Here is a 22,731-nt window from a genome sequence, read left to right on the forward strand (position 1 = left end):
CTATCTGCACTCTTTGGGTATAAATGGGCGAAGTCATGTCTACTCGTGTCGAGATTGATCATCGAAAAGGTGGGACAAGCCGGATACGGCACCCCGAAAAAGCCCATCGGCCGGACAACCCTATTGCCCGCAAGCCGGAGTGGATACGGGTTAGAGCACCCAACCACCCGACTTACCACGAAACACGAACCCTCATGCGTGACAACAAGCTGGTCACTGTGTGTGAGGAGGCCGCATGCCCCAACATAGGGGAGTGCTGGTCACAGCGCCATGCCACCATGATGATCATGGGGGAAATCTGCACCCGTGCGTGTGCATTCTGCAATGTCAGCACCGGCTTGCCTCATGCTCTGGATGAAGGCGAGCCTGAACGCGTGGCAGAAGCCGTAGCCAAGCTGGGCCTGCGCCATGTGGTGATCACTTCTGTTGACCGGGATGACCTGGCCGATGGGGGAGCGCAGCATTTTGCGCGTGTCATTGCTGCCATACGCGCGACATCCCCCGACACGACCATTGAAATCCTGACACCGGATTTTTTGCGTAAAGACAAGGCTCTGGAAGTGGTTGTTAAAGCCCGCCCGGACGTGTTCAACCATAATCTGGAAACCGTGCCACGCCTTTACCCCACCATCCGGCCCGGCGCGCGGTATTACCAGTCCATGCGCCTGCTGGACCGGGTCAAGCAGCTTGATCCTTCCATTTTCACCAAATCAGGGCTGATGCTGGGTTTGGGGGAAGAAAAAATGGAACTCGCTCAGGTCATGGATGATCTGCGCATTGCTGATGTGGATTTTATCACAATGGGGCAGTATTTGCAGCCCACGGTCAAGCACGCTGCCGTTGCGCGCTTTGTAACACCGGAAGAATTCGAGGAATACGGCACCATGGCGCGCGTAAAAGGGTTTTTGCAGGTCAGTTCCAGCCCCCTTACGCGCTCTTCCTACCATGCCGACACAGATTTTGCGCAGCTGCGCGAAGCACGCAACAAGCGCCTGAAGGAGGCTCTGTAATGCCTAAACACGCAGAGACGCGTGTTCTGCCCTATCGCCCCGACCAGATTTTTGATCTGGTTGCGGACGTTGCACACTACCCCGCCTTTTTACCCTGGTGTGTTGCCGCACGCTTGCGCAGCCGCACCGAAACAGAACTTGTTGCCGACCTGACCATAGGCTTTGGTCCGTTCAGGGAGAGTTTTACCTCCCGTGTGACACTGGACCGTCCGTCCACCATTACCGTGCGTTACGAGCGCGGGCCGTTCCGCTACCTGCGTAATGTGTGGAAGTTCACGCCCCATGCCAATGGCTGTCAGGTCGACTTTTTTGTCGATTTCGAGTTTAACTCCCGCATTCTGCAAGCGGCTATTGGTGTAGTCTTTACCGAGGCAACCCGTCTTATGGTTTCCGCTTTTATCAAGCGTGCCAAAGAGGTTTATGGCCCTCCCGTACTACAGGCTGGCACCGCCACTCCAGCCGCTCTTTCAGGCCAGAAAACAGCAACCTGAACCATACCACCATCACGCAGAACCCAGAGTTTGAACACGGGGGACAACCGCATGCCCATACTGTTTTATCTGCTTCTGCTTGGTGGAACACTGGCACCAGTTGCACAGACTATGGCAGACACACTGCCAAAACAAACAGAGCGCACAGCCCCTACGGATCAGCCTCACGGCGGGAACGTAACAGCGGATGCGTTAAACGCTCAAAGTCTGGCGCATATACAGCGCACCCAGCCTGCCCAACCGGCCGCCACTCCTACATTGCCAGATGGTACCATAGCCAAAGGCACAGGGGTTATGGCACCGGATTTACAGGAAGCTCCTGTTTATAACCCGGCAGACAGACGATAACCCGTTACAGATGAACCAAGCGGGCAGAAACAAGCCTTAAAGCGTGCAACACTGCCTGCTCGCGCACCTGTACCCGATCCCCGGAGAATATCTGCTGGTCTGCGCGTGTTGGGCCTCCACGCAGCGCCGTGGCAAACCAGACCAGCCCCACAGGCTTGTCCACGCTCCCGCCTCCTGGCCCCGCAATACCGGAAATAGACACAGCCACACCGGCACTGGAGCAGGCGTTCAACGCGCCCTCAGCCATCTGCTCTACCGTTTGTGCACTCACCGCGCCATGGGCAGCTAATGTGCTGGCCTGTACGCCCAGCACTGCCTGCTTCATGCCGTTGGAGTAGGTGACAAAGCCACCTTCGGTCACATCTGATGACCCGGCAAAATGCGTTAATGCCCCCGCGACCAGCCCGCCCGTGCAGCTTTCAGCCGTAACAACCCGCAGTTCTGCTGCGCGCAACAGAGCCAGAACACGTTCGGCTTCGGCCAGAACCGCAGGGCCATATCCTTCTGTCTGTTCGCGCATGTTCAACCCTTTTTAGTTCCGTGCCGCCCATACTTTGCGTAGTGCGTGCACACAGCCTGCACTGGCAACCCCGGCCAGCACATCATCCCCCATAACGCCAATGGCATCATGCCGTCTGTCCAGCGTGCCTATGGGGCCGGGCTTGGTAATATCAAACACGCGGAACAGCCCAAACGCCACAATGGGCCATAACAACCGGTGCGTGGCTTTGGTTGCTTCCTCGCTCTGGTCACTATCGGGTAAACAGGCCAACAGGGCGATCCACATACCCGCCACTTCATCAATCACAATCCAGCTGTGGTCTTCCCCTTTGCCCGCCCGTGCTGTGGCCCACCACCCCACAACGGTTGCCGCTACAGCAGCACAGGCCAGCGTGCGGGGCCGCTTTAGCAAGGGTAGCCCGACCAGCAAGGCGGCAAAGGAGCCAACGGTGCCGGGGGCACGGGGGGACAGGCCACAGCCTCCAAATGTTGCGATCAAACGGGCAGGGGTCATTCTGGTGTTCCCAATGCTTTGTAAACAATCATGTTTTCCCATACGCGCTGCACGTAATTACGTGTTTCGGCATAGGGAATGTTTTCCACCCAGTCGATCATCTGCTCCATTTGCCCCCCATTATGGGCGGGATCGCCTGCCGTGGTCAGCCATTTGGCCAACCGGGTAGGCCCTCCATTATAGGCGGCAGCCATATAAGGCACTATGGGGCCAAACCGATCCTGCAAATGGAGCAGGTAGGCCGTACCCAGTTGCATGTTGTTTTGTGCATCCCGCAGCCCCACAGCCGTAGCGGCAGATGGTGCCACCCCGGCAGCCCGCACCATATCCGCCGCAGTAGAAGGCTTGATCTGCATAAGGCCGATTGCATTGGATGGGCTTACGGCATCGGGGTTAAAGCTGCTCTCCTGCCGCATGAGGCCCATAACAAAATCTTGGGGCAAACTGCTCTGTGGCGGCGTGTAGGGCAGGGGCCAGCCCGAACGCAGCATAAACACACCATCCCGCCCGGCATGGCGTGCTACGGTAACGGCAATATCGGGCACCCCCAGACGCAACGCCAGAGACGAAAGCGCCTGACGTTGCGGTGTTTGTGTGACCTGTTTTTCAAACAGGTTCAAAAAATCGCGCGTATGGTCTTTATCCCCCATAGCTGCCAGCCGAAGAGCCGCCAGCAGCAGGTCATTGCCTGTTGGTAGTGTCTCTTCAGAAGACGGGGGCAGTGCGTTATCCGCACTCCTGAGGTTTTGCACGATCAGTGCAGGCACCTGTTCCGGTTCCAGCAGGGCATTGGCCTGACCTGCCAGCGTTGCTGCTGCCATTTGACCGTAATAGGTGCCGGGGTAAGCGCTAGCACGCGTCCAGTCCGCCTGAGCCGAGGCCATATTGCCTACAGAAGCCCGGGCACGGCCAAGCCAGTAAAACCCACGGCTGCGCGTAATGAGCGACGAAGATTCTGTAAGCTGACGAAAGAAGTCCTCTGCGGTTGCGGCATCATGCTGCATACGCAGAGCAATCCACCCGCTCAGGAACACAGCGTCCAAACGGCTTTCACCCTGGGCGATTGTGTCATTCGCCACGGCAAAGGCATCCCCAGCCCGATTCTGCTGGATCAGCTCACGAGCCAGCCCATCCCGCTCGCGCCAGAACAGCTTGGAGCGGGTTGTCCGTTCGGCCTCAACGGCTCCTGCTTTCCATAGAGTAACGGCTTCGTCATAGCGCTGCTGCTTGCGCAGCCAGCGGGCCAGATCCAGCACAAGCCACGGGTCGGCACGCGCGGAAGAGGGTAGGGCATCAAACTGGGATTGTGCCGTTGGGTCATTGTTTCTTAATGCCAGCCGGGCCTGCGCCAACGGCTGCCTGCTGGCGGAAAGATAAGGCAAGGTTTGCTGGGCAGCATTGACCAGACCAGACCGTTCCTCCCGGTCAAAACGTAACCATGAACTCTGGGGGGTAAGGCTTGCCCCAAACGTGCTGGCCAACGTAGTTGCTGCTACAGGTGTGTCGTTCCCATTGGTCCATGCGGTTACGGCCTCGGCCGCAAGCTGCTGCTGGAGGGGTTTATCATCTGGTAGTTGCGTAGCGCACTGCACCAATGCCGGGGCATAAGTCAGTTTTTGGCTGTGGCACAAACGGGCCAGCACCTGTGTATCTGTCTCGTTTGCCAGAGCCTGTTGCATACGCAGGACCAGCACTGACCAGCGTGGCCACACACTGCCGGATTGTAAAAAATCGGCATAATCCTGAGCACTTGCATGTGCAGGCCCGACAAGACGGAGCCATGTATCCAGCCGATCGTTCAGGTTACCTACCGGCAAGGCATTGCGGGTGGGCGCACCATCACTTGCTCCGGCACTCTCCTCAGGTGCGGATACCTGCTGGGCAGATGGACCGGAGCAGGCGGTCAGGGAAAACCCGACCAGAGATACTGCGGCAACAAGCTGCCGCCGCCATGAAGGGTAAGAACGGGTCATACCCGAAATTCAACGGGTTTTTTGCAATTTAGCAAGTTCTTTTGTCAGGCAGGGGCGGCCTGCCTGACACACTTGCGTCAGGCTTAGGACAGGTGGCCCCAAACCTCTCCACCGCCACTAACAATCAGTTCTACGGCAACGCCCAGCACAACCAGCAGCCCCACCCACGAAATCCACTTATAACGCTCAAGCAGCCGCGCAATCAGGGAGGCCGCAAGACCCATGAGCACAACAGACAGGGCCAGCCCCATGACCAGAATACCGGGGTGTTCACGTGCAGCCCCGGCCACGGCCAGCACGTTATCCAGACTCATGGACAAATCAGCGATCAGGATTTTGATAATGGCCGAACGCAGGCTGCCCGGTGCGCTACCCGCTGCCCCATCAGCAGTATTGGCGTGCTGCATTTCGCGGTACATGCGCCAGCAGACCCATAGCAGGAGCAGGCCGCCGGCCAGTGTCAGGCCGACAATGCTCAACAGCTTGACCGCGACAAGTGCCAAAAGCACCCTGATGACCGCAGCCAGCCCCACACCGGCCCAAATGGCCTTGCGCCGCTGTGCCCCGCCAAGGGAGCGTACGGCCATACCAATGACAACTGCGTTGTCCCCGGCCAGAGTCACATCAATCAGCACAACCTGCAAGAGGGCGGCAACTGCCGGAAAACTGGCAGAATCAAATAGGTTGGCCACAATAACTCCGATTCCAGAACACGCATTGAATGGCGCGAATTTCTGGCACACGGCAGAAAATGTCAAAGTTTTCCGCATTGCGGGCAGACGACATGCGCGAAATCCGCTAGAGAGGCGCCACCTGTCTGACGTTTAAACTGTTCTGGTTAAGGAATTCGCGTTATGGTGCCGCGCTATACCCGCCCCGTCATGGCCGCAATCTGGTCCCCTGAAAACCGCTATCGAATCTGGTTCGAGATCGAAGCTCTGGCCTGTGAAGCCATGGCAGAATACGGGACGGTCCCCAAGGAAGCCGCCAAAGTGGTCCGCGAAAAAGGCAATGCCGCCATGGCTGCTTTTTGCGATGCAGACCTCGCCCGGATTGACGAGATCGAAGCCGAAACACGGCATGACGTTATTGCGTTCCTGACATGGCTGGCAGAAAAAGTTGGCCCCGAAAGCCGGTTTGTCCATCTGGGCATGACCTCATCGGACGTGCTGGACACCTGCCTTGCCGTGCAGCTTGTGCAGGCCACCGACCTGCTGCTCAAGGATCTGGACGAAACTCTGGCCGCCCTTAAGGCACGTGCGTTTGAACACAAACACACCCTGACCATTGGCCGCAGCCACGGCATTCATGCTGAGCCCACGTCTTTCGGTCTCAAGATTGCTGGCCATTACGCCGAGTTCGCCCGGAACAGAACCCGCCTTGAAACCGCACGGGCCGAAATTGCCACCTGTGCCATTTCCGGCGCTGTAGGCACATACGCCCATCTTGACCCGCGTGTGGAAGCTTACGTGGCCGAACGCCTTGGCCTGCAGGCCGAAGCGGTTTCCACCCAGGTTATCCCGCGTGACCGCCATGCGGCATTCTTCTGCGCTCTTGGCGTTATTGCCAGCGGCATTGAACGGCTTGCAACGGAAGTCCGCCACCTGCAACGCTCCGAAGTCCGCGAAGCGGAGGAATTCTTCCATCCGGGGCAGAAGGGCTCTTCCGCCATGCCGCACAAGCGCAACCCCGTGCTGACCGAAAACCTGACCGGCCTTGCCCGTCTGGTGCGCGCAGCGGTTATTCCGGCACTGGAAAACGTGGCTCTGTGGCACGAACGTGACATCAGCCACTCCTCGGTCGAGCGCAACATCTGCCCCGATGCCACCATCGGGCTGGACTTTGCCCTGGCCCGCCTGTCCGGCATGATCTCCAAGCTTGTGGTGTACCCCGACCGCATGGCTGCGAATATCGAAAGCCTTGGCGGCGTGGTCCATTCGGGCGAAGTTCTGCTGGCACTGGCAAAAGCAGGCCTGTCGCGCGAAGATGCCTACCGTATTGTCCAGCGCAACGCGATGGCAACATGGACCAAGCTGGGCACGCCCGAAGGCAAAACGTTCCGCGAAAATCTGGCTGATGATGCCGAAATTTCGGGCCGCATTCCCGCCGATGTGCTGGATGCCGCCATGGACAGCCGCCAGCACCTGAAGGCACTGGACTTCCAGTTTGAAAAAATCTTCGGTGAAACTGGCCCAAAACAGTAACCGCCAGCCCGGTTTGCACAGGCTGTATCCTCCACGCGGGAAGCCTGCTATGAACACGGGAGCAATAAAGGGGTGAACCACCAGTCTGGTTCCCCCGTTTTTTGGGGCGGTCACCCAACCGCCCGCACACATTTCGACAGGTAAGGATCATTATGGCCCGTCGCCGCCAGCTTTATGAAGGTAAAGCCAAAATCCTCTTTGAAGGTCCGGAACCGGGGACCCTTGTGCAATACTTCAAGGACGATGCCACGGCTGGCAATGGTGCCAAAAGCGGTGTGATTACCGGCAAAGGTGTGCTCAACAACCGCATTAGCGAACACCTGATGCTGCGCTTGCAGGAAATCGGCATCCCCACCCACTTTATCCGCCGCATCAACATGCGTGAGCAGCTGGTAAAGGAAGTGGAGATTATCCCGCTTGAGGTGGTCATCCGCAATGTTGCCGCTGGCAGCATTTCCAAGCGCTTCAACATCCCCGAAGGCCAGCGCCTGCCGCGCCCGATTGTTGAGTTCTATTACAAGAACGATGAACTCGGTGACCCGCTGGTATCGGAAGATCACATTATTGCATTTGGCTGGGCCTGCCCGCACGATCTGGAAGATATTACGGGCATGTCCATGCGCGTGAACGACTTCCTCTGCGGCCTGTTCAGCGGCATTGGCATCCAGCTCGTGGACTTCAAACTCGAGTTCGGCCGGTGCTGGGAAGGCGAGGACATGCGTATTGTTCTTGCTGACGAAATTTCGCCTGATAACTGCCGCTTGTGGGACCTTCACACAAACGAAAAGCTCGACAAGGATCGCTTCCGCCGCGATCTGGGCAACGTGAAGGAAGCTTATCAGGAAGTTGCACGCCGCATGGGCATCCTGCCGGAAAACGGCGCCGGGGGTGACATGAAAGGCCCAGAAACAGTTCAGTAACCCCTACGGGTACTTTGGGAGTTTGAGAATGAAAGTACGTGTAACCGTCATGCTTAAGGACGGCGTTCTGGACCCGCAGGGAAAGGCCATTGGTCACGCACTGCACACACTGGGCTTTGAAGGCGTGCAGGATGTGCGCGTTGGCAAGGTCATAGAGCTGGAACTGCATGGTGTAAAAGCAGAAGAAGCGCACGAAAAAGCGGGCGAAATGGCCCGCAACCTGCTCGCCAACCTGGTTATCGAGGACTACTCGGTAGAGGTTGTGGCATGAAGCGCCTCGCCCTGATCGCCCTTGCCGGTGTGCTGGCGGTCCCCACTCTGGCACATGCCCAGCGGCTGGCCCCCATGAAGGCGGGTGCACTTGGCAAGATGTGCTCCAGTTCGGCCTCACGCACCGCGTGCGATGCCTATCTGAGCGGCCTGACCGATGGCGTGACCCTTGCCCAGATCAACGCGCACAATACGGGCGATGCCTCCGCCCCCACGGGCTTTTGTGTGCCGGCAAGCGAAGACATTGCCGCCATCCGCACCAAGGTGCTCACCTGGCTGAAAGCGCATTCCGACTCTCTGGGCAAACCAGTGGGCGAGAGCGTTTTTACCGCCCTGCATGACTCTTATCCGTGTGACGTGAAAAAATGAAAGCAGCGATTGTCGTATTTCCCGGCACGAACCGGGAACGAGATATGGCCATTGCCCTGCGGCGCGTAACCGGGCAGGCCCCTCGCATGATCTGGCACCATGAGACAGATCTGAGCGGTGTGGATCTGGTCGTGCTGCCCGGTGGCTTCAGCTATGGTGACTACCTGCGTTGCGGCGCAATGGCCGCACATTCCCCCATCATGGGGGCCGTGCGCGACTTTGCCGCCAAAGGCGGGCATATTCTGGGCGTGTGCAACGGCTTCCAGATCCTGACCGAGAGCAACCTGCTCCCCGGCGCACTCCTGCGGAATGCGGACCTGCGGTTCCTTTCGCAGGACTGCCATCTGCGCGTGGAGGTTGAAGGCACTCCCTTTACCCGGCGCTGGAAAAAGGGCGACATCTTCCGCACGCCGCTGGCACATGGGGATGGCAACTACACAGCCGATGCCCAGACCCTTGCCGTGCTTGAAGGCGAAGGCCGCGTTGCATTCCGCTACGCCGATGCCAAGGGCCGTGTGTGCGCGGATGACAGAACAAGCAACCCCAACGGCAGCGTGAACAGCATTGCCGGTGTTCTGAGCGAAAACAAACGTATTTGCGGCATGATGCCCCACCCCGAGGATCTGGTTGATCCGCTGATGGGGGGCGAGGATGGTCTGCCGCTGTTTGAAGGTCTGGTGGAGGCTCTGGTCCGGTGAATAAGCCTGTAACCGTTGATGAATCCCTGGCGCGTGAATTCGGCCTGACGGGCGAAGAATACGGCCGTGTTCTGTCTATCATGGGCCGTAAGCCCAGCCTGACGGAACTGGGTGTTTTTTCCGTCATGTGGTCGGAGCACTGCTCCTACAAATCCTCCCGCAAATGGCTGCGTGGCCTGCCCACCAAAGCCCCTTGGGTTATCCATGGGCCGGGTGAAAACGCAGGTGTTGTGGATATCGGGCAGGGTTATGCCGCCATCTTCAAGATGGAAAGCCATAACCACCCTTCCTTTATCGAACCCTATCAGGGGGCAGCTACAGGCGTTGGCGGCATTCTGCGTGACGTGTTCACCATGGGTGCGCGCCCCATTTCCAACCTGAACGCCCTGCGTTTTGGCAGCCCGGAAAACCCCATTACCCGCCGGATTGTGGATGGCGTAGTGCGTGGAATTGGCGGCTATGGCAACTGCGTGGGTGTGCCGACAGTCGGGGGGGAAATCAACTTCCACCCGGCATATGATGGCAACCCGCTTGTTAACGCCATGACCGTGGGCATTGCCCGGCAGGACCGTATTTTCCTGTCCGCAGCAGCCGGTGTTGGCAACCCTGTTGTCTATGTTGGTTCACGCACAGGGCGGGACGGGATCCATGGTGCCACCATGTCCTCCGCCGAGTTTGATGAAGACGCGCTTTCTAAGCGCCCGACCGTGCAGGTTGGCGACCCCTTCATTGAAAAACTGCTGATCGAAGCCTGTCTGGAACTGATGGCAACAGATGCCATTGTTGCCATTCAGGACATGGGTGCAGCAGGCCTGACCTCTTCCGCCGTGGAAATGGCTGGCAAGGGCGGCGTGGGTATCGAGCTTGACCTGGATGCAGTGCCCCAGCGCGAACCCAACATGACCGCATATGAGATGATGCTTTCTGAAAGTCAGGAACGCATGCTCATGGTCCTGCGCCCTGACCGGACAGAACTGGCACGCCAGATTTTTGAAAAGTGGGAGCTGGACTTTGCCATTATCGGTCACCTGACCGAAACCGGCCATATTGTCATCAAGCACAAAGGCCAGCTTGAGGCTGACATTCCGCTTGAACCTCTGGCGGATGAAGCGCCGGTTTATGACCGTCCTTCCATCGCCCCGGAAAAACCCGCAGAGCTGGGCAGTGTTCACGCACCGCTCTCGCTCGATGCCATGCTGCTCCAGCTTGTAGCCTCGCCCGATCTTGCGTCGCGCGCATGGGTCTGGAACCAGTATGACAGCACCGTTGGGGGCCAGACCGTCCGCCGCCCCGGCGCTGCGGATGCCGCCATTGTTAAGGTGGAAGATACGCAGCTCGGTCTTGCACTGACAACGGATTGCACGCCGCGCTACTGTCAGGCGGACCCGCGCACAGGTGGCGCACAGGCCGTGGCTGAAGCATGGCGCAATATTACGGCAACCGGCGCACGCCCTCTGGCGGTGACGGACAACCTGAACTTCGGCAACCCTGAAAAGCCGGAGATCATGGGCCAGTTCATTGCGGCCCTCGAGGGTATGGGAGAGGCCTGCAAGGTTCTCGACTTCCCCATCGTGAGCGGTAACGTCTCCCTGTATAACGAAACCCGTATGCCCGACGGCACAACTCAGGCCATTCTGCCAACTCCCGCTATTGGTGGGCTTGGTGTGCTTGATGATGTGTCCTCTGCCGTGGGTCTTGGTATGCAACCTGACAGTGACCTGGTGCTGATTGGCGCGACCAAGGGTGAACTTGGCCAGTCCATCTGGCTGCGCGAGATTCTGGGGCGTGAAGAAGGCGCACCACCAACGGTTGATCTGGCAGCAGAAAAGCGGAACGGGGATTTTGTTCGGGCCGAAATTCAGGCAGGCCAGATTAGCGCATGCCACGATATTGCCGATGGCGGTATTCTGGTTGCCGCAGCCGAAATGGTCATGGCATCCGGCACAGGTTGCGAACTGGAAAGCCCGGATTCCGGCATCCGCCCGGAAGCCTTCTGGTTTGGCGAGGATCAGGCCCGTTACCTTGTGTGCGTTGCTGATGGCCAGTCTTTTTGTGCCAAAGCCGCACAGGCTGGGGTGCCTGCACGTCTGATGGGTCGCTCCGGTGGAAATGATTTGATTCTTCCCAGCGGCGTCACCATATCTGCAGCACGCCTTAAATCAGCGCATGAAACCTTTTTTCCTGCACTGATGGACCAATAGGGAAGGGACAGCACCATGGCCATGTCCGCCACAGAACTTGAAGCTTATATTCTGAAGGCGTTCCCCGATGCCCAGATCAGGATTGATGATCTGGCGGGAGATGGGGATCACTATTCCTGTTCAATTGTAAGCGAAGCTTTTCGTGATGTTCCGCGCGTAAGGCAGCATCAGCTCGTTTACAATGCGCTGGAAGGACACATGGGGGGCAAGCTGCATGCGCTGGCCCTCCGTACATCTGCTCCCTGACCAGAACCCGGCTTCCATACGACCAAGGACAACAGACAGATGACTGATTCCATCAAACAGACCATCCAGCAGGATATTGATTCCAACCCTGTCATGCTTTTCATGAAGGGGGATGCCGATTTCCCACAGTGTGGCTTTTCTGCCCGGGTAGTGCAGATTCTGCAGCAGATTGGTGTGCCGTTCAAAGCCGCCAATGTTCTGGCAGATTCCGCGCTGCGTCAGGGCATTAAGGACTATTCCAACTGGCCCACCATTCCCCAGCTTTACGTCAAAGGTGAGTTTGTTGGTGGGTGCGACATTGTGACCGAAATGTACCAGACCGGTGAACTGCAAAAACTGTTGCAGGAAAAAAACATCGCCTGCAACGCATCCGCCTGAATTATAGGTTGTCAGCCTGCAATTGCTTTGTATAGTTTCAGGCAGACATAAGATCAGGGGGCTAAGGTTAATGACGCGAGTTCCGTTTGTACGCGGGCTTTTTGCTCTGGCCGGTATCGGTCTGAGTGTAATGGCCACCAGTTCTTCAGTGCATGCGGAACGCGTTCTTTCCGATCTGGAAGCCAGCAAGTTAACCTTTGCCTCCCTGACCGCTCCCCCTCCTGTTGTGCATGTTCGCCATGTTGTGCGCCATGCGACCACAACAAACCATGCCTCGCACAAGGTCATTCTGGCCTCTGCTCCGCATGGTAAAATGGTGCATCTGGTTAGCTACCACCCTAGCGCGCATACCGTGGTACACAGCAACAAGCACCACCACCGTACCTGATTACCGTCTGGCTTTATACAGGTTCTGCACTTTGGGCAGAATAACCTGCTCCTGACTTACATCTGACGGATAATATCTTCCAGCCACTCCATCTGGCCTTGTGCGTCCAGCATAAACAGGTCAAAGCGCAGGTTTTCATATTGCCAATAGGGGTGGCTCTGTAGCAGGCACTCCGCAGCCCTGTACAACCGCCGGGACTGTGTTACGGAAAGACATTCCGCAGCTCCCCGCAATGTCTGCCGTTGTTTAACTTCAACAAAACAGATGGTTGCACCATTTTGGGCAACAATATCTATCTCGCCCCTGCGTGTTTTTGCTCTTTGGAGCAGAATGCTCCAGCCTGCTGCGCGCAACCTTTGACAGACAGCCTCTTCCGCCGCCAGACCTCTCTTATAAGACTCATACCCTCTGGCCCGCTTTGCGGCAGAGGCAGGCACCTGTTGTGCAGAACACTTATTCGCTATGTTGTGGACGTCAGCCGCTTGTTGTGAAAGCCTTCTCTCCACCATGTTTTTTGATCTCCAGTTTTCCACAACAGCCTTTATAGTTGCGTGTATGCGCCTGAGCCTTGTTACGGGCGTAAGTTTGCATATTCTGCTCACAAAACGGAATACAGCATCCGCCATCGGGTGGATTGGCGTATGTGTTCTCATGCCGTTTCTGGGGACAGCTCTCTACCTCATGTTCGGGATCAACCGTGTCACCCGCCTTGCCAAAAAGCTGGTGGGGGACCGAACGGCACACAGACCGGATGGTGCGGACCTTTCCTCATGGAACAGGGAACTTGATGGCCAGTTTGCACCTCTGGCACTGATGGTGGGCAAACTGACAACCCGCCCCGTTGTGGGCAATAACAGTATTACCTGCCTGCATGATGGCGATGGTGCATACCCGCATATGCTGGACGCCATAGAAAAAGCGACCAGAAGCATTCTGCTATGTTCGTATATTTTCCGGCATGATGCCAGTGGCCAGTTATTTGCAGACAGGCTGATTGCCGCACATAAAAGGGGCGTCAATGTCCGTGTACTGGTGGACGGTATTGGCAGCGGATATTTTTTATCCCCCATCTACCGTTACCTGAAAAGGGAAGGGGTGCCCTGTGCACGCTTCATGCATTCGCTCCTTCCATGGCGGATGCCGTTCCTTAATCTACGAAACCACCGGAAAATTCTGGTTGTGGATGGCAGCGTTGGGTTTATGGGGGGGCTCAACATCGCCGATAATAATCTGGTCGCGCGCAAACCCCGGCACCCTGTGTCCGATACGCATTTCCGGATTGAAGGGCCTGTTGTGCACCAATTGGCACAGGTTGCAGCATGGGACTGGTATTTTACAACCGGAGAGCAGCTAAACCGGGATCTCTTTTTACAGGAACATGCCAGTAAGGGGAGTTCTCTGGCCCGGATTGTCACGGCAGGCCCAGACACGGATCTGGAAAAAATTGAATACACCATGCTGCAGGCCATTACGCTTTCCCGCAAAAGCATACGGCTGATGACCCCCTATTTTTTACCGGGAGCGCGCTTTTTATCCGAACTTGGGCTGGCAGCCTTACGCGGCGTGCAGGTGGATATTATTATCCCGCTCCGCAGCAACCACCGCCCGCTGGACTGGGCCTGTGCGGCCAATATATCCCCTCTGCTCGATACAGGGGCACGGGTCTGGCACGCCAACCCGCCCTTTAATCATTCCAAACTCATGGTGGTGGATAAGGCGTGGTCTTTTGTTGGCAGTTCCAACCTTGATATTCGCAGCCTGCGCCTGAACTTTGAGATCAATATGGAGACATATGACGTCACCATGGCGGAAATCATGGATGACTTCATATGCCAGCACCGTAACCACCGGCTAACGCATTATGATCTGGACAACCGGAACTTCCCCACCCGCATAAGGGATTCCTTTGCCAGACTGTTCATGCCTTACCTGTAAGCACTTGCCTGTGTGCGCCGACCAATTTCTGGCTGGAGAGTGACCGCTATTGGCCGGTGATCCGAGGCAAAAACAGGCAGGACCTGTGCATCAGAACACACCATGCCTTCCACCAGGCAGCGGTCCAGACGAATGGGGAGCAGGTCAACCATACGGTGCGTTGGGGCTTTAGGCCCTACATCGGCAAACCCCGGCACAAGGGTTGGCCCCACCAGATTAAAATCCCCCAGAATAGCGCAGGGCGCAGAAAGCAGGGATGCAATCCGCCGTAGCTGCCTGCGGTTAAGCATCTGCCCATGCGAAAGATGGACATTAGCCAAGGAAAACTGGGGATAATCTATTATCTGGGCATGCCGTTTGACAATTGGCCCGGATGGAATGGTGCATGCCCGTGGTGGGCGCGCAAAAGGCAGGCGGCTCCAGCAGGCTACACCGTGAATACGCCCCGGCAGGGGGGAGCGGGCATAATGGCCACCAATTACATCTGGCAGCACGTCTATTTCCACCGTGGCTTCCTGCATGAGCAGGATGTCCGGCTGTTCCGCTTCAATCAGGGCGGCCACATCATGCACAGTCGCCCCTGTACGGCGGAGCAGGTTCCAACTGATAATACGGACCCCGGGCGTATCATTGGCAGCTACATGCCTGCGCCGCCCTTTGGATGCAAGCTCAACAAACCGGGCCAGACGGCGCTTCATGGTACCATGTTCCTTGTATCATCCAATGGTGGCCGTGCCTGTTCGCCCTGCGCAAATTCCATGGTGAGCGTAAAACCAATAGCAAGCAGAACCGGCCCCAGAAAAATACCTACGCCCCCAAAAGCCAGCAACCCACCAATAACCCCTAGCACGGTCAGCAGATAAGGCAGCTTGGACCCGCGTGCGATAAACAGCGGACGGATCAGATGGTCCGCGCCGGAAATAAATGCAACACCATACACAATAAGCAAAATACCTTTGAGCTGGTGATGCGTTGCAAACAGCCACACGGCAGCCGGTATCCATACCAGTGGCGCACCAACCGGGAATACGGCCAGAAAGGCTGCAATCCCGCCCAGAATAACCGGCTCGGCCACTCCAAAAAACCACAGCCCGAAGCCGGTTAGAATACCCTGAATAATGGCGGTACCCAGAATACCATACACGGTACCGCGCACCGTACTGGCAATGATGGACAGATGCCGCCCGGCCTGTGGCCCGGCAATCCGCAGGATAACAGCCTGCAAAGTATCCCACAGGATGGAGCCACTGATCCAGAAAAAGAAGGAAATGAACAAAGCCGTTACAAGGTGCAGCGCTCCGCTGGCCATCTGCATGAGCACACTGAGAACAGACTGGATAATGCCCCCCGCATACGGCCGCAGTTCGGCCGCAGCAAGCCCGAGGTTACGGCTCCATAATGCCCAGCGGTGATGAATATCCGGCCCAAAAACAGGCAAATTATCCAGCCAGCGCGGCAGGGGGGGCAACTGGTTGACCTGCCCGAACAGAGTAGTCAACTGTGCGGCCCAGCGCGGGCCAGACGCCACACAGGCCGATGCTAAAAGTGCAAGCGGGAACACCACGCATACAGCGCACAGAACCGTCATGATCAGGCTGGCCGCATTGGCCCCCATGCTCCGCCGCAAATACTGGAAAAGAGGCCAGGTGGTATAGGTCAGCACCCCCGCCCAAAGCAGGGCAGAGGAAAAAGGAACCAGCACGGCTATGCAGCCATATGCAATTCCTGCCAGCAGTAAAAACCGGAGAATACGTTCAGCCGTCAATGTGTGACCATATGTCATGCGCGCAACAAACCACCGAACGCCTTAATTTTGTGTTCCGCTTACAAGAACATGGCGTATCCGCTTTATGGTATGGCGCATTCCGCACCGAGTTTCCAGTCGGTTCGGATAAAGGCTTTGTGCTGCTCCCTTCACATATCATAACCCATTTGCCAGTTCCGAAGGACTATGTGATCGTTGTTGCCCTGTTAAAAAAACTCCATGAGGCTTTTGGTCATGTCTCCTCTCATTCCCGGCAGTCTGCTCCCCGCACTTGCGAAGGACACCACAATCCGTTTTTTGGATGCCTCAACGCCTTTGCCGGGAGAGACATTTGACCCCCAGGCTGAGTTCAGAGCTGGCCATATTCCGGGCAGCCAGTATTTTGACATCTCTATTTTTTCCGATCCACAGAGCACTCTGCCGCATACCGTGCCGTCTGCTGCACGCTTTGCCCATCTGTTCGGGCAGATGGGCATTACACCGCAAACCCATGTTGTTTTTTACGATCAGGGCAATGTGGCTTCTGCCTGCCGGGCTTGGTGGATGGCACGGTTGTTCGGGCATGAAAAAACCCAGATCATCCATGGCGGCCTCAACGCATGGCAGCAGCAGAACCTGCCCGTGGAACAAGGGGAGGGCGCATCGCACGCTCCACAGGTCTATTACCCCAGAACAGAATATTCCCGTCTGGCCGGTCTTGGGGACATGCTGGAACATGTCCGGCTACAAAACCGCCCCATACTGGATGCCCGGAGTGCTGCGCGGTTTTATGGCACAGCGCCAGAACCACGTGCCGGCGTAAAATCCGGGCACATGCCCGGTGCGTGCAATATTCCTTACAAAACCGTGCTGGACGAAGCTGGCTTGTTCCTTCCCGCCACGCAGTTGCAAGCCCTGTTTGTGCAAGCAGGAGTTTCTGCCACCACGCACCCCATTACCACGTGCGGCTCCGGCATGACCGCCGCGGTTCTGAACGTTGCGCTGGCACTGGCCGGTTTTCCCTCCAACGCGCTTTATGACGGCTCCTGGGCCGAATGGGGCAGCACACCCGATATGCCGATCACAAACGGACAAAACCCATGACAGACCGCAACAGTGTTGATGCCGGATGGCACAAACTTGGCACATCCCTGACCCATACAGGCAGGGCGACCCCATCCGAGGCAGGTACATACGTCAACCCGCCGCTGGAACGGGGGTCCACCGTGCTCTTTCCCTCGCTCAAGAGCATGAACCGCAAGGGGCAGGAACGTTATGACCACACCAGTATTTACGGTGCCATGGGTTCTCCCACCCAGCATGAGCTGGAAAAACTGATTGCACGTATAGAAGGTGGCACAGACTGCCAGATTGTCAGCTCTGGTCTGGCAGCATGCACCACACCTTTGCTGGCTTTTTTAAAAGCCGGTGATCACTGCCTGCTGGCAGACAGCGTTTATGGCCCAACCCGCCGCTTTGCTGAAAATATGCTCAGGCGTTTTGGTGTGGATATTTCCTACTTTCCTCCCTGTGCCAGCCGCGCCGAGGTGGAAGAGTATATTCAACCCAACACCCGCATTATTTTTACCGAAAGCCCGGGCAGCCATACATTTGAAGTGCAGGACATTCCCATGCTGGCCGAAGTTGCCCACCAGCATGGTGCACGCCTTTTTCTGGACAACACATGGGGGTTTGGCATTTTTGCCCCGTTTGAACATGGCGTGGATGTTTCCATTCAGGCGCTGACCAAATACCCCTCCGGCCACTCCGATGTTATTGCCGGGGCTATCACCGTAGCGGATCAGGCAAGCTGGCATATCCTGCGCGATGCCTCCATCCAGCTTGGTCAGGTTGCCGGGCCGGATGAATGCTGGCTTACCCTGCGCGGCCTGCGCACAATGGGGGTGCGTCTGGCGCAGCAGGCCCGCAGCGCCCTACAGGTTGCCACATGGCTTAAACAGCGTCCCGAAGTGGCACAGGTCCTGCACCCCGCACTGCCAGACTGCCCGGGCCATAACTTGTGGAAGCGTGACTTTACAGGAGCAGGTTGCCTGTTTGGCGTGGTCCTGAACGCCCCCTACACATGCCAGAACATGGAACGCATGATTAACGCCATGCGTCTGTTTGGTATTGGTGCGTCCTGGGGGGGATATGAAAGTCTGGTACTCCCGACCACGGGGGGCATAACCCGGAGTTTTGGCGCAGAACAGCCAGAATCCCCTGCTTTCAGGCTACAGATCGGTCTGGAGAATGCACAGGACCTGATTGATGATCTGGATCAGGCTTTTAACGCGCTGCACCACACAGCGTAGGCCTTACGAAGCGGCGCGGGCGCGGAATGTAGCAGCCTCGGCAATATGCTGTGGCTCTACATCTGCCGCAGCAGCCAGGTCGGCAATGGTTCTGGCAACCCGTAGCAGACGGGTGTAGCCACGCGCAGAAAAACGGAACCGCTCCGCCACAGCCTGCGCCAGTCCCTGTGCGTCCTTGGTAAGCGAGAGACTATTCAGCGCTGCCTCGGCATTTTTTTGCACACCCTGCCGTTCCGTCTGGCGCATTCTGGCTTGCGTCACGCGCTGGGCAACAGTTGCTGTGCTCTCCCCATCCGCCTGCGTCATATAACCAAGAGGTTCATACGGCTGCATGGCAACATGCAGATCAATACGGTCCATGAGCGGGCCGGACAGCCGCCCCAGATAATCCGCTCCACAACGGGGCGCTTTGCTGCATTCGCGCGGTGCATCGCCCAGATACCCGCACCGGCAGGGGTTCATGGCGGCAATCAGCTGGAAGCGGGCAGGGTAGGTGACATGCACGGCGGCACGCGCGATGCTGACCTGCCCTGTTTCCAGCGGCTGACGCAAAGCCTCAAGTGCTGCGCGCGAAAATTCGGGCAATTCATCCAAAAATAGCACACCATGATGCGCCAGACTAATTTCGCCCGGTCTGGCGCGGGCACCACCACCCACCAGAGCTGGCAGGCTGGCAGAATGGTGTGGGTCTCTAACAGGTGGCCTGCGGATGGGCCTGCCATCCGGCAATAACCCGGCCGCACTGTAAATACGTGAAACAGCGAGACTTTCCGATGGCAGCAGATCAGGCAATAACCCACGCAACCGCGCCGCCAGCATGGATTTACCAGCACCGGGCGGGCCGGAGAGCAGGAGGGAGTGCCCACCAGCAGCCGCAATCTCCAATGCCCGACGCCCGATTTCCATCCCCTTGATGTCCGCAAGGTCAGGTTCAACACCGGCAGAGGGGGGCTCAGGGCTGGAAAAAACCGGAGCACTGAGGATTTGCAGACCTGTAAAATGATTGATCAGCGCCAGCAGGTCCGGGGCTGCGAGAATGGCAATATCACCACCGCACAGGGCCTCTTCCCCCTGCGGGGCGGGGCATACAAGCCCCAGCCCCATGGAGGCCGCCTCCAAGGAAGCCGAAAGCACGCCCGAAACAGGGTTAAGCCGCCCATCAAGCGAAAGTTCGCCAAGGGCTGCATAACGGCCCACTTCCTCCGCAGGAATCACCCCCATGGCAGCCAGCAGGGCCAGCGCAATAGGCAGGTCAAAATGCGACCCTTCCTTGGGGAGATCCGCGGGAACAAGATTAACAAGAATACGCTTTGCGGGAAGCGCTAACCCTATGGCCGTCAAGGCGGCCCGAACGCGCTCGCGCGCTTCACCCACCGCTTTGTCGGGCAGACCCACAACCAGAAATGCGGGTAAACCGGAGGATACCTGCACCTCAACCCATACGGGCCTGGCCTCGATACCCGAAAAAGCAAAACTGCGGATGCGGGAATAGATCATTCCCGCGCTCCGCAGCCCATGCTTAGCGACCCTTGTAAATCAGGCGGGCACGAACCGTGCCATCAAGTTCACGCAGGGCTTTGAGCAGACGATCGTCCAGATCGGTATCCCCACCCGTATCGGCTTCGATCACCACATAACCGATCTCTCCATCGGTCTGGAGGAACTGAGCCGTTACGTTGCAGGTTTCGCGCAGGAAGATTTCATTCAGCTTCATCATAACACCGGGGATGTTATGGTGTGCATGCATGAAGCGCGTGCCACGCGGGCTTTGCGGCAGCTGAACACCGGGGAAGTTGACCGCACCAAAAGTGGAGCCAACGTCCGAATATTCCACCAGCTTGCGCGCCACTTCCACGCCAATGCGTTCCTGAGCTTCCGCCGTGGAACCACCGATATGGGGGGTGAGAATAACGTTATCCAGCCCCATGATCGGGGTAGACAGCAGATCACCCGGGCCTTTGGGCTCTTTGGGGTAAACGTCAATGGCGGCACCCAGCAGATGCCCGCTTTCCAGCGCCTTGGACAGCGCATCCAGATCAACAACATTGCCGCGGGCATTGTTGATGAGGAAGGAGCCCTTCTTCATCTTGCTGATCTGCTCTGCGCCCATCAGGTTTGCCGTGGTTGGCAGCTGAGGCACGTGCAGGCTGACCACATCACTCTGGGCCAGCAGGTCATCCAGCGTGTCTACCGGCAGAGCGTTGCCGTGGCCGAGTTTGTCCACCACATCGTAATAGACAACCCGCATGCCAAAGGCTTCCGCCAGAACGGAAAGCTGCGAGCCAATGGAGCCGTAACCCACAATACCAAGGGTTTTGCCACGCACTTCCCAGCTATTGGCAGCAGATTTGGTCCACTCACCTTTATGGCATTCAACCGAGCGAGGGAAAATCCGACGCATCAGCATCACAATTTCCCCCATGACCAGTTCGGCCACGGAGCGTGTGTTGCTGTACGGTGCGTTAAAAACCGGAATCCCGTTCAGGCGTGCGGTTTCAAGATCAACCTGGTTGGTGCCGATGCAAAAGCAGCCAATGGCCATCAGGCGATCAGCGCCTTCAAGCACTTCCTTGGTCAGCTGCGTACGCGAGCGGATGCCAACAATATGCACACCTTCCAGCGCTTTTTTGAGCGCATCGCCCTCAAGCGCGCCTTTGTGGCGTACGACATTCTCGTAACCACAGGCCTTGAGGAGGGCGACGGCACTATCGTGGATACCCTCCAGCAGAAGAATACGGATCTTGTCCTTGGAGAGGGACAGGTGCGTGCTCGTGCTCATATTGGACTGACCATCGCTGTTGTACCGAAGCGCAGACCTATCGCAAAACAGGGGCAGTGCATAGTCTGGGCCACCAGATTTGGCACTATTCCCACCAATAAATCTTGTTAATCCGCCTGCAGAATGCGCACTGCCTCGCGGTGCAGGGCAGGGGAACCGGCCGCCAGAACCGTGCGATCTCCATCCATCCGCAGGGGGGATCCATCCCATGCGCTCATAACGCCGCCAGCACCCTGCACAATGGGCACAAGTGCGCCCCAGTCCCAGGGATTCATGTCACATTCGGCAATCAGATCAATCTGGCCCAGAGCAAGCAGCCCATAGGCGTAACAATCCCCACCCCATGTCATGCGGCGGGCCTGTTGCTTGAGCATTTTCCAACGGTCATGCGGGGCCAGTTCCAGCATTTCGGGCGATGTGCACGACATTTCAGCCTCAGCCAGCGCAACATCCTGCCGGGTGTGGGCCTGCCCCCCCAAGGAGGAAGTAAACACGGTTGCACGCCCCTTTACCCCAACCCAGCGCTCGCCCAGAACCGGCTGGTCCAGAATGCCAAGCACGGGCTCCCCTTTGTAAAAAAGGGCAATCAGGGTGCCAAAGAGCGGGCGCCCGGTTACAAATGCCCGCGTGCCATCCACCGGGTCCAGCAGCCACTGGTAATCCGCCTGAGCGTTGTCCTGCCCAAACTCTTCACCAAACACACCATGCTCTGGCAGGCGTTCTGCCAGAATAGCCCGCATGACCCGTTCTGCCGTCCTGTCCGCGACCGTAACCGGGCTTGCATCTTTTTTGCTCTCCACCCCCACACCGCGCCTGAACCATGGCCGAACAACGCTCCGCGCCGTATCCGCCAGCATGGTTGCCACATCCACAAACTGGTCTGTTATCTGCGGGATCATCAGGGTGCTCCTGTTACTGGGGTGGGGGCAGGGGTATGCAATGTGTGCAAATAGCTGATCACATCCGCCCTGTCCTGCGGGTCAGGCAGACCTGCAAAAGACATGCGCGTACCGGGTGCGTATCTGGCAGGAGCCATAAGCCAGTCAGATAATTTCTGATCATCCCATATCTGCGTTGCATGCTGGCGCAACGCTGCGGAATAGGCGTAGCCGGGAAGCGTGGCGATATTCCGCCCCACAACACCAGCCAGAACAGGGCCTGCATTGCCTTCGCTCCCAAGGGCAAAACCATGGCACTGGGCACAAATACGCCCGGCCAGTAGCGTGCCGTGGGCCAGACTGGCACGCGGCATGTAAGGCTCAATAGAAACCGCCCGCAGGTCCGGCAGACGAAAAACCGGGGCTGCAGGGGCCGTGTCCGGCACAATAGAGCGTGCCGCCACCAGAGCACCGCCCATGGCCACCACACTTATCAGCACCGAAACCGCCACCCTATTCAGGAACCTGCCATCCATCCGCACTTCTGCTCCTGCTGATCACTGGTTGCGTTT

General features: G+C 57.6%; 26 protein-coding genes. 15 read left to right on the forward strand and 11 right to left on the reverse strand.

Annotation, left to right across the window (positions count from 1 at the left end):
• Positions 1-35: 35 nt before the first annotated feature.
• From lipA to GOB83_RS00190, 3 genes are read left to right on the forward strand one after another with little or no spacing between them, the layout of a single operon-like run.
• On the forward strand, positions 36-1,010 hold the full coding sequence (gene lipA / locus GOB83_RS00180) for a lipoyl synthase (protein ID WP_095349144.1): 975 nt from the start codon (positions 36-38) through the stop codon (positions 1,008-1,010).
• A complete protein-coding gene (locus GOB83_RS00185; RefSeq protein WP_086645973.1) occupies positions 1,010-1,501 on the forward strand; it encodes a type II toxin-antitoxin system RatA family toxin in 492 nt (163 codons plus the stop codon). Before lipA ends, GOB83_RS00185 begins: the two co-directional genes overlap by 1 nt.
• A gap of 51 nt (positions 1,502-1,552) precedes the next feature.
• Positions 1,553-1,849 (forward strand): hypothetical protein, encoded by a 297-nt coding sequence (locus tag GOB83_RS00190; protein WP_165924902.1) that lies wholly within the window; start codon positions 1,553-1,555, stop codon positions 1,847-1,849.
• A gap of 4 nt (positions 1,850-1,853) precedes the next feature.
• On the opposite strand, the gene GOB83_RS00195 is transcribed toward GOB83_RS00190, so the two are convergent.
• From GOB83_RS00195 to GOB83_RS00210, 4 genes are all read right to left on the reverse strand, one after another.
• Complete coding sequence (locus tag GOB83_RS00195; protein WP_165924903.1) at positions 1,854-2,369, reverse strand: CinA family protein; 516 nt, start codon at positions 2,367-2,369, stop codon at positions 1,854-1,856.
• 12 nt (positions 2,370-2,381) lie between these two features.
• Positions 2,382-2,864, reverse strand: a complete 483-nt coding sequence (locus GOB83_RS00200; protein ID WP_165924904.1) for a phosphatidylglycerophosphatase A family protein — start codon at positions 2,862-2,864, stop codon at positions 2,382-2,384.
• The gene (locus GOB83_RS00205; protein ID WP_165924905.1) at positions 2,861-4,837 is read right to left on the reverse strand and encodes a lytic transglycosylase domain-containing protein; all 1,977 of its coding nucleotides are present in this window, start codon (positions 4,835-4,837) and stop codon (positions 2,861-2,863) included. The genes GOB83_RS00200 and GOB83_RS00205 overlap by 4 nt, the downstream gene beginning before the upstream one ends.
• Positions 4,838-4,920: 83 nt before the next feature.
• Positions 4,921-5,529 (reverse strand): YjbE family putative metal transport protein, encoded by a 609-nt coding sequence (locus tag GOB83_RS00210; protein WP_253527523.1) that lies wholly within the window; start codon positions 5,527-5,529, stop codon positions 4,921-4,923.
• Between the two features lie 162 nt (positions 5,530-5,691).
• Here GOB83_RS00210 and purB point away from each other — a divergent pair, with 162 nt between their 5' ends.
• The 9 genes from purB to GOB83_RS00255 all read left to right on the forward strand — a co-directional run bounded on the left by purB (position 5,692) and on the right by GOB83_RS00255 (position 12,511).
• The gene (gene purB / locus GOB83_RS00215) at positions 5,692-7,041 is read left to right on the forward strand and encodes an adenylosuccinate lyase (protein WP_086645967.1); all 1,350 of its coding nucleotides are present in this window, start codon (positions 5,692-5,694) and stop codon (positions 7,039-7,041) included.
• Positions 7,042-7,193: 152 nt separating this feature from the next.
• The gene (gene purC, locus GOB83_RS00220) at positions 7,194-7,961 is read left to right on the forward strand and encodes a phosphoribosylaminoimidazolesuccinocarboxamide synthase (protein WP_086645966.1); all 768 of its coding nucleotides are present in this window, start codon (positions 7,194-7,196) and stop codon (positions 7,959-7,961) included.
• Positions 7,962-7,989: 28 nt separating this feature from the next.
• A complete protein-coding gene (purS, locus tag GOB83_RS00225) occupies positions 7,990-8,232 on the forward strand; it encodes a phosphoribosylformylglycinamidine synthase subunit PurS (protein ID WP_086645965.1) in 243 nt (80 codons plus the stop codon).
• The gene (locus tag GOB83_RS00230) at positions 8,229-8,600 is read left to right on the forward strand and encodes a Rap1a/Tai family immunity protein (RefSeq protein WP_165924907.1); all 372 of its coding nucleotides are present in this window, start codon (positions 8,229-8,231) and stop codon (positions 8,598-8,600) included. Before purS ends, GOB83_RS00230 begins: the two co-directional genes overlap by 4 nt.
• Positions 8,597-9,298 carry a phosphoribosylformylglycinamidine synthase subunit PurQ gene (purQ, locus tag GOB83_RS00235; RefSeq protein WP_086645963.1) on the forward strand — a complete coding sequence of 234 codons (702 nt, stop codon included), beginning with the start codon at positions 8,597-8,599 and terminating at the stop codon, positions 9,296-9,298. Before GOB83_RS00230 ends, purQ begins: the two co-directional genes overlap by 4 nt.
• Entirely contained in the window at positions 9,295-11,499 is a 2,205-nt protein-coding gene (gene purL, locus GOB83_RS00240; RefSeq protein ID WP_165924908.1) for a phosphoribosylformylglycinamidine synthase subunit PurL, read from the forward strand. The genes purQ and purL overlap by 4 nt, the downstream gene beginning before the upstream one ends.
• A 15-nt stretch (positions 11,500-11,514) precedes the next feature.
• On the forward strand, positions 11,515-11,745 hold the full coding sequence (locus tag GOB83_RS00245; RefSeq protein ID WP_095348841.1) for a BolA/IbaG family iron-sulfur metabolism protein: 231 nt from the start codon (positions 11,515-11,517) through the stop codon (positions 11,743-11,745).
• A gap of 39 nt (positions 11,746-11,784) precedes the next feature.
• Entirely contained in the window at positions 11,785-12,123 is a 339-nt protein-coding gene (gene grxD, locus GOB83_RS00250; RefSeq protein ID WP_086645961.1) for a Grx4 family monothiol glutaredoxin, read from the forward strand.
• A 70-nt stretch (positions 12,124-12,193) separates the two neighbouring features.
• Positions 12,194-12,511, forward strand: a complete 318-nt coding sequence (locus GOB83_RS00255; RefSeq protein WP_095348842.1) for a hypothetical protein — start codon at positions 12,194-12,196, stop codon at positions 12,509-12,511.
• A gap of 56 nt (positions 12,512-12,567) precedes the next feature.
• Here GOB83_RS00255 and GOB83_RS00260 read toward each other — a convergent pair whose 3' ends face one another.
• Positions 12,568-12,948, reverse strand: a complete 381-nt coding sequence (locus GOB83_RS00260; RefSeq protein ID WP_306460208.1) for a YraN family protein — start codon at positions 12,946-12,948, stop codon at positions 12,568-12,570.
• 70 nt (positions 12,949-13,018) lie between these two features.
• Here GOB83_RS00260 and cls point away from each other — a divergent pair, with 70 nt between their 5' ends.
• Entirely contained in the window at positions 13,019-14,446 is a 1,428-nt protein-coding gene (cls, locus tag GOB83_RS00265) for a cardiolipin synthase (RefSeq protein ID WP_165924909.1), read from the forward strand.
• Here cls and GOB83_RS00270 read toward each other — a convergent pair.
• Together GOB83_RS00270 and GOB83_RS00275 are read right to left on the reverse strand one after the other, a co-directional pair.
• Positions 14,437-15,144, reverse strand: a complete 708-nt coding sequence (locus GOB83_RS00270) for an endonuclease/exonuclease/phosphatase family protein (protein ID WP_165924910.1) — start codon at positions 15,142-15,144, stop codon at positions 14,437-14,439. The genes cls and GOB83_RS00270 overlap by 10 nt on opposite strands.
• Positions 15,141-16,229, reverse strand: a complete 1,089-nt coding sequence (locus tag GOB83_RS00275) for an AI-2E family transporter (protein WP_095348846.1) — start codon at positions 16,227-16,229, stop codon at positions 15,141-15,143. The genes GOB83_RS00270 and GOB83_RS00275 overlap by 4 nt, the downstream gene beginning before the upstream one ends.
• A gap of 216 nt (positions 16,230-16,445) precedes the next feature.
• On the opposite strand from GOB83_RS00275, the gene GOB83_RS00280 reads away from it, so the two are divergent.
• Both GOB83_RS00280 and metC read left to right on the forward strand, forming a co-directional pair.
• Positions 16,446-17,294, forward strand: a complete 849-nt coding sequence (locus tag GOB83_RS00280; RefSeq protein ID WP_165924911.1) for a sulfurtransferase — start codon at positions 16,446-16,448, stop codon at positions 17,292-17,294.
• On the forward strand, positions 17,291-18,502 hold the full coding sequence (gene metC, locus GOB83_RS00285; RefSeq protein ID WP_165924912.1) for a cystathionine beta-lyase: 1,212 nt from the start codon (positions 17,291-17,293) through the stop codon (positions 18,500-18,502). Before GOB83_RS00280 ends, metC begins: the two co-directional genes overlap by 4 nt.
• Before the next feature lie 3 nt (positions 18,503-18,505).
• Here the strand turns inward: metC and GOB83_RS00290 are convergent, their stop codons facing one another.
• The 4 genes from GOB83_RS00290 to GOB83_RS00305 form a co-directional block, all read right to left on the reverse strand.
• Positions 18,506-19,999 (reverse strand): YifB family Mg chelatase-like AAA ATPase, encoded by a 1,494-nt coding sequence (locus tag GOB83_RS00290; RefSeq protein ID WP_165924913.1) that lies wholly within the window; start codon positions 19,997-19,999, stop codon positions 18,506-18,508.
• A gap of 22 nt (positions 20,000-20,021) precedes the next feature.
• The gene (serA, locus tag GOB83_RS00295; RefSeq protein ID WP_086645954.1) at positions 20,022-21,281 is read right to left on the reverse strand and encodes a phosphoglycerate dehydrogenase; all 1,260 of its coding nucleotides are present in this window, start codon (positions 21,279-21,281) and stop codon (positions 20,022-20,024) included.
• Positions 21,282-21,388: 107 nt separating this feature from the next.
• Entirely contained in the window at positions 21,389-22,180 is a 792-nt protein-coding gene (locus GOB83_RS00300; protein WP_165924914.1) for an inositol monophosphatase family protein, read from the reverse strand.
• Positions 22,180-22,695 carry a c-type cytochrome gene (locus GOB83_RS00305; RefSeq protein WP_165924915.1) on the reverse strand — a complete coding sequence of 172 codons (516 nt, stop codon included), beginning with the start codon at positions 22,693-22,695 and terminating at the stop codon, positions 22,180-22,182. Before GOB83_RS00305 ends, GOB83_RS00300 begins: the two co-directional genes overlap by 1 nt.
• Positions 22,696-22,731 lie beyond the last annotated feature (36 nt).

It is taken from the genome of Acetobacter fabarum, assembly GCF_011516925.1.
GTDB lineage: Bacteria > Pseudomonadota > Alphaproteobacteria > Acetobacterales > Acetobacteraceae > Acetobacter > Acetobacter fabarum.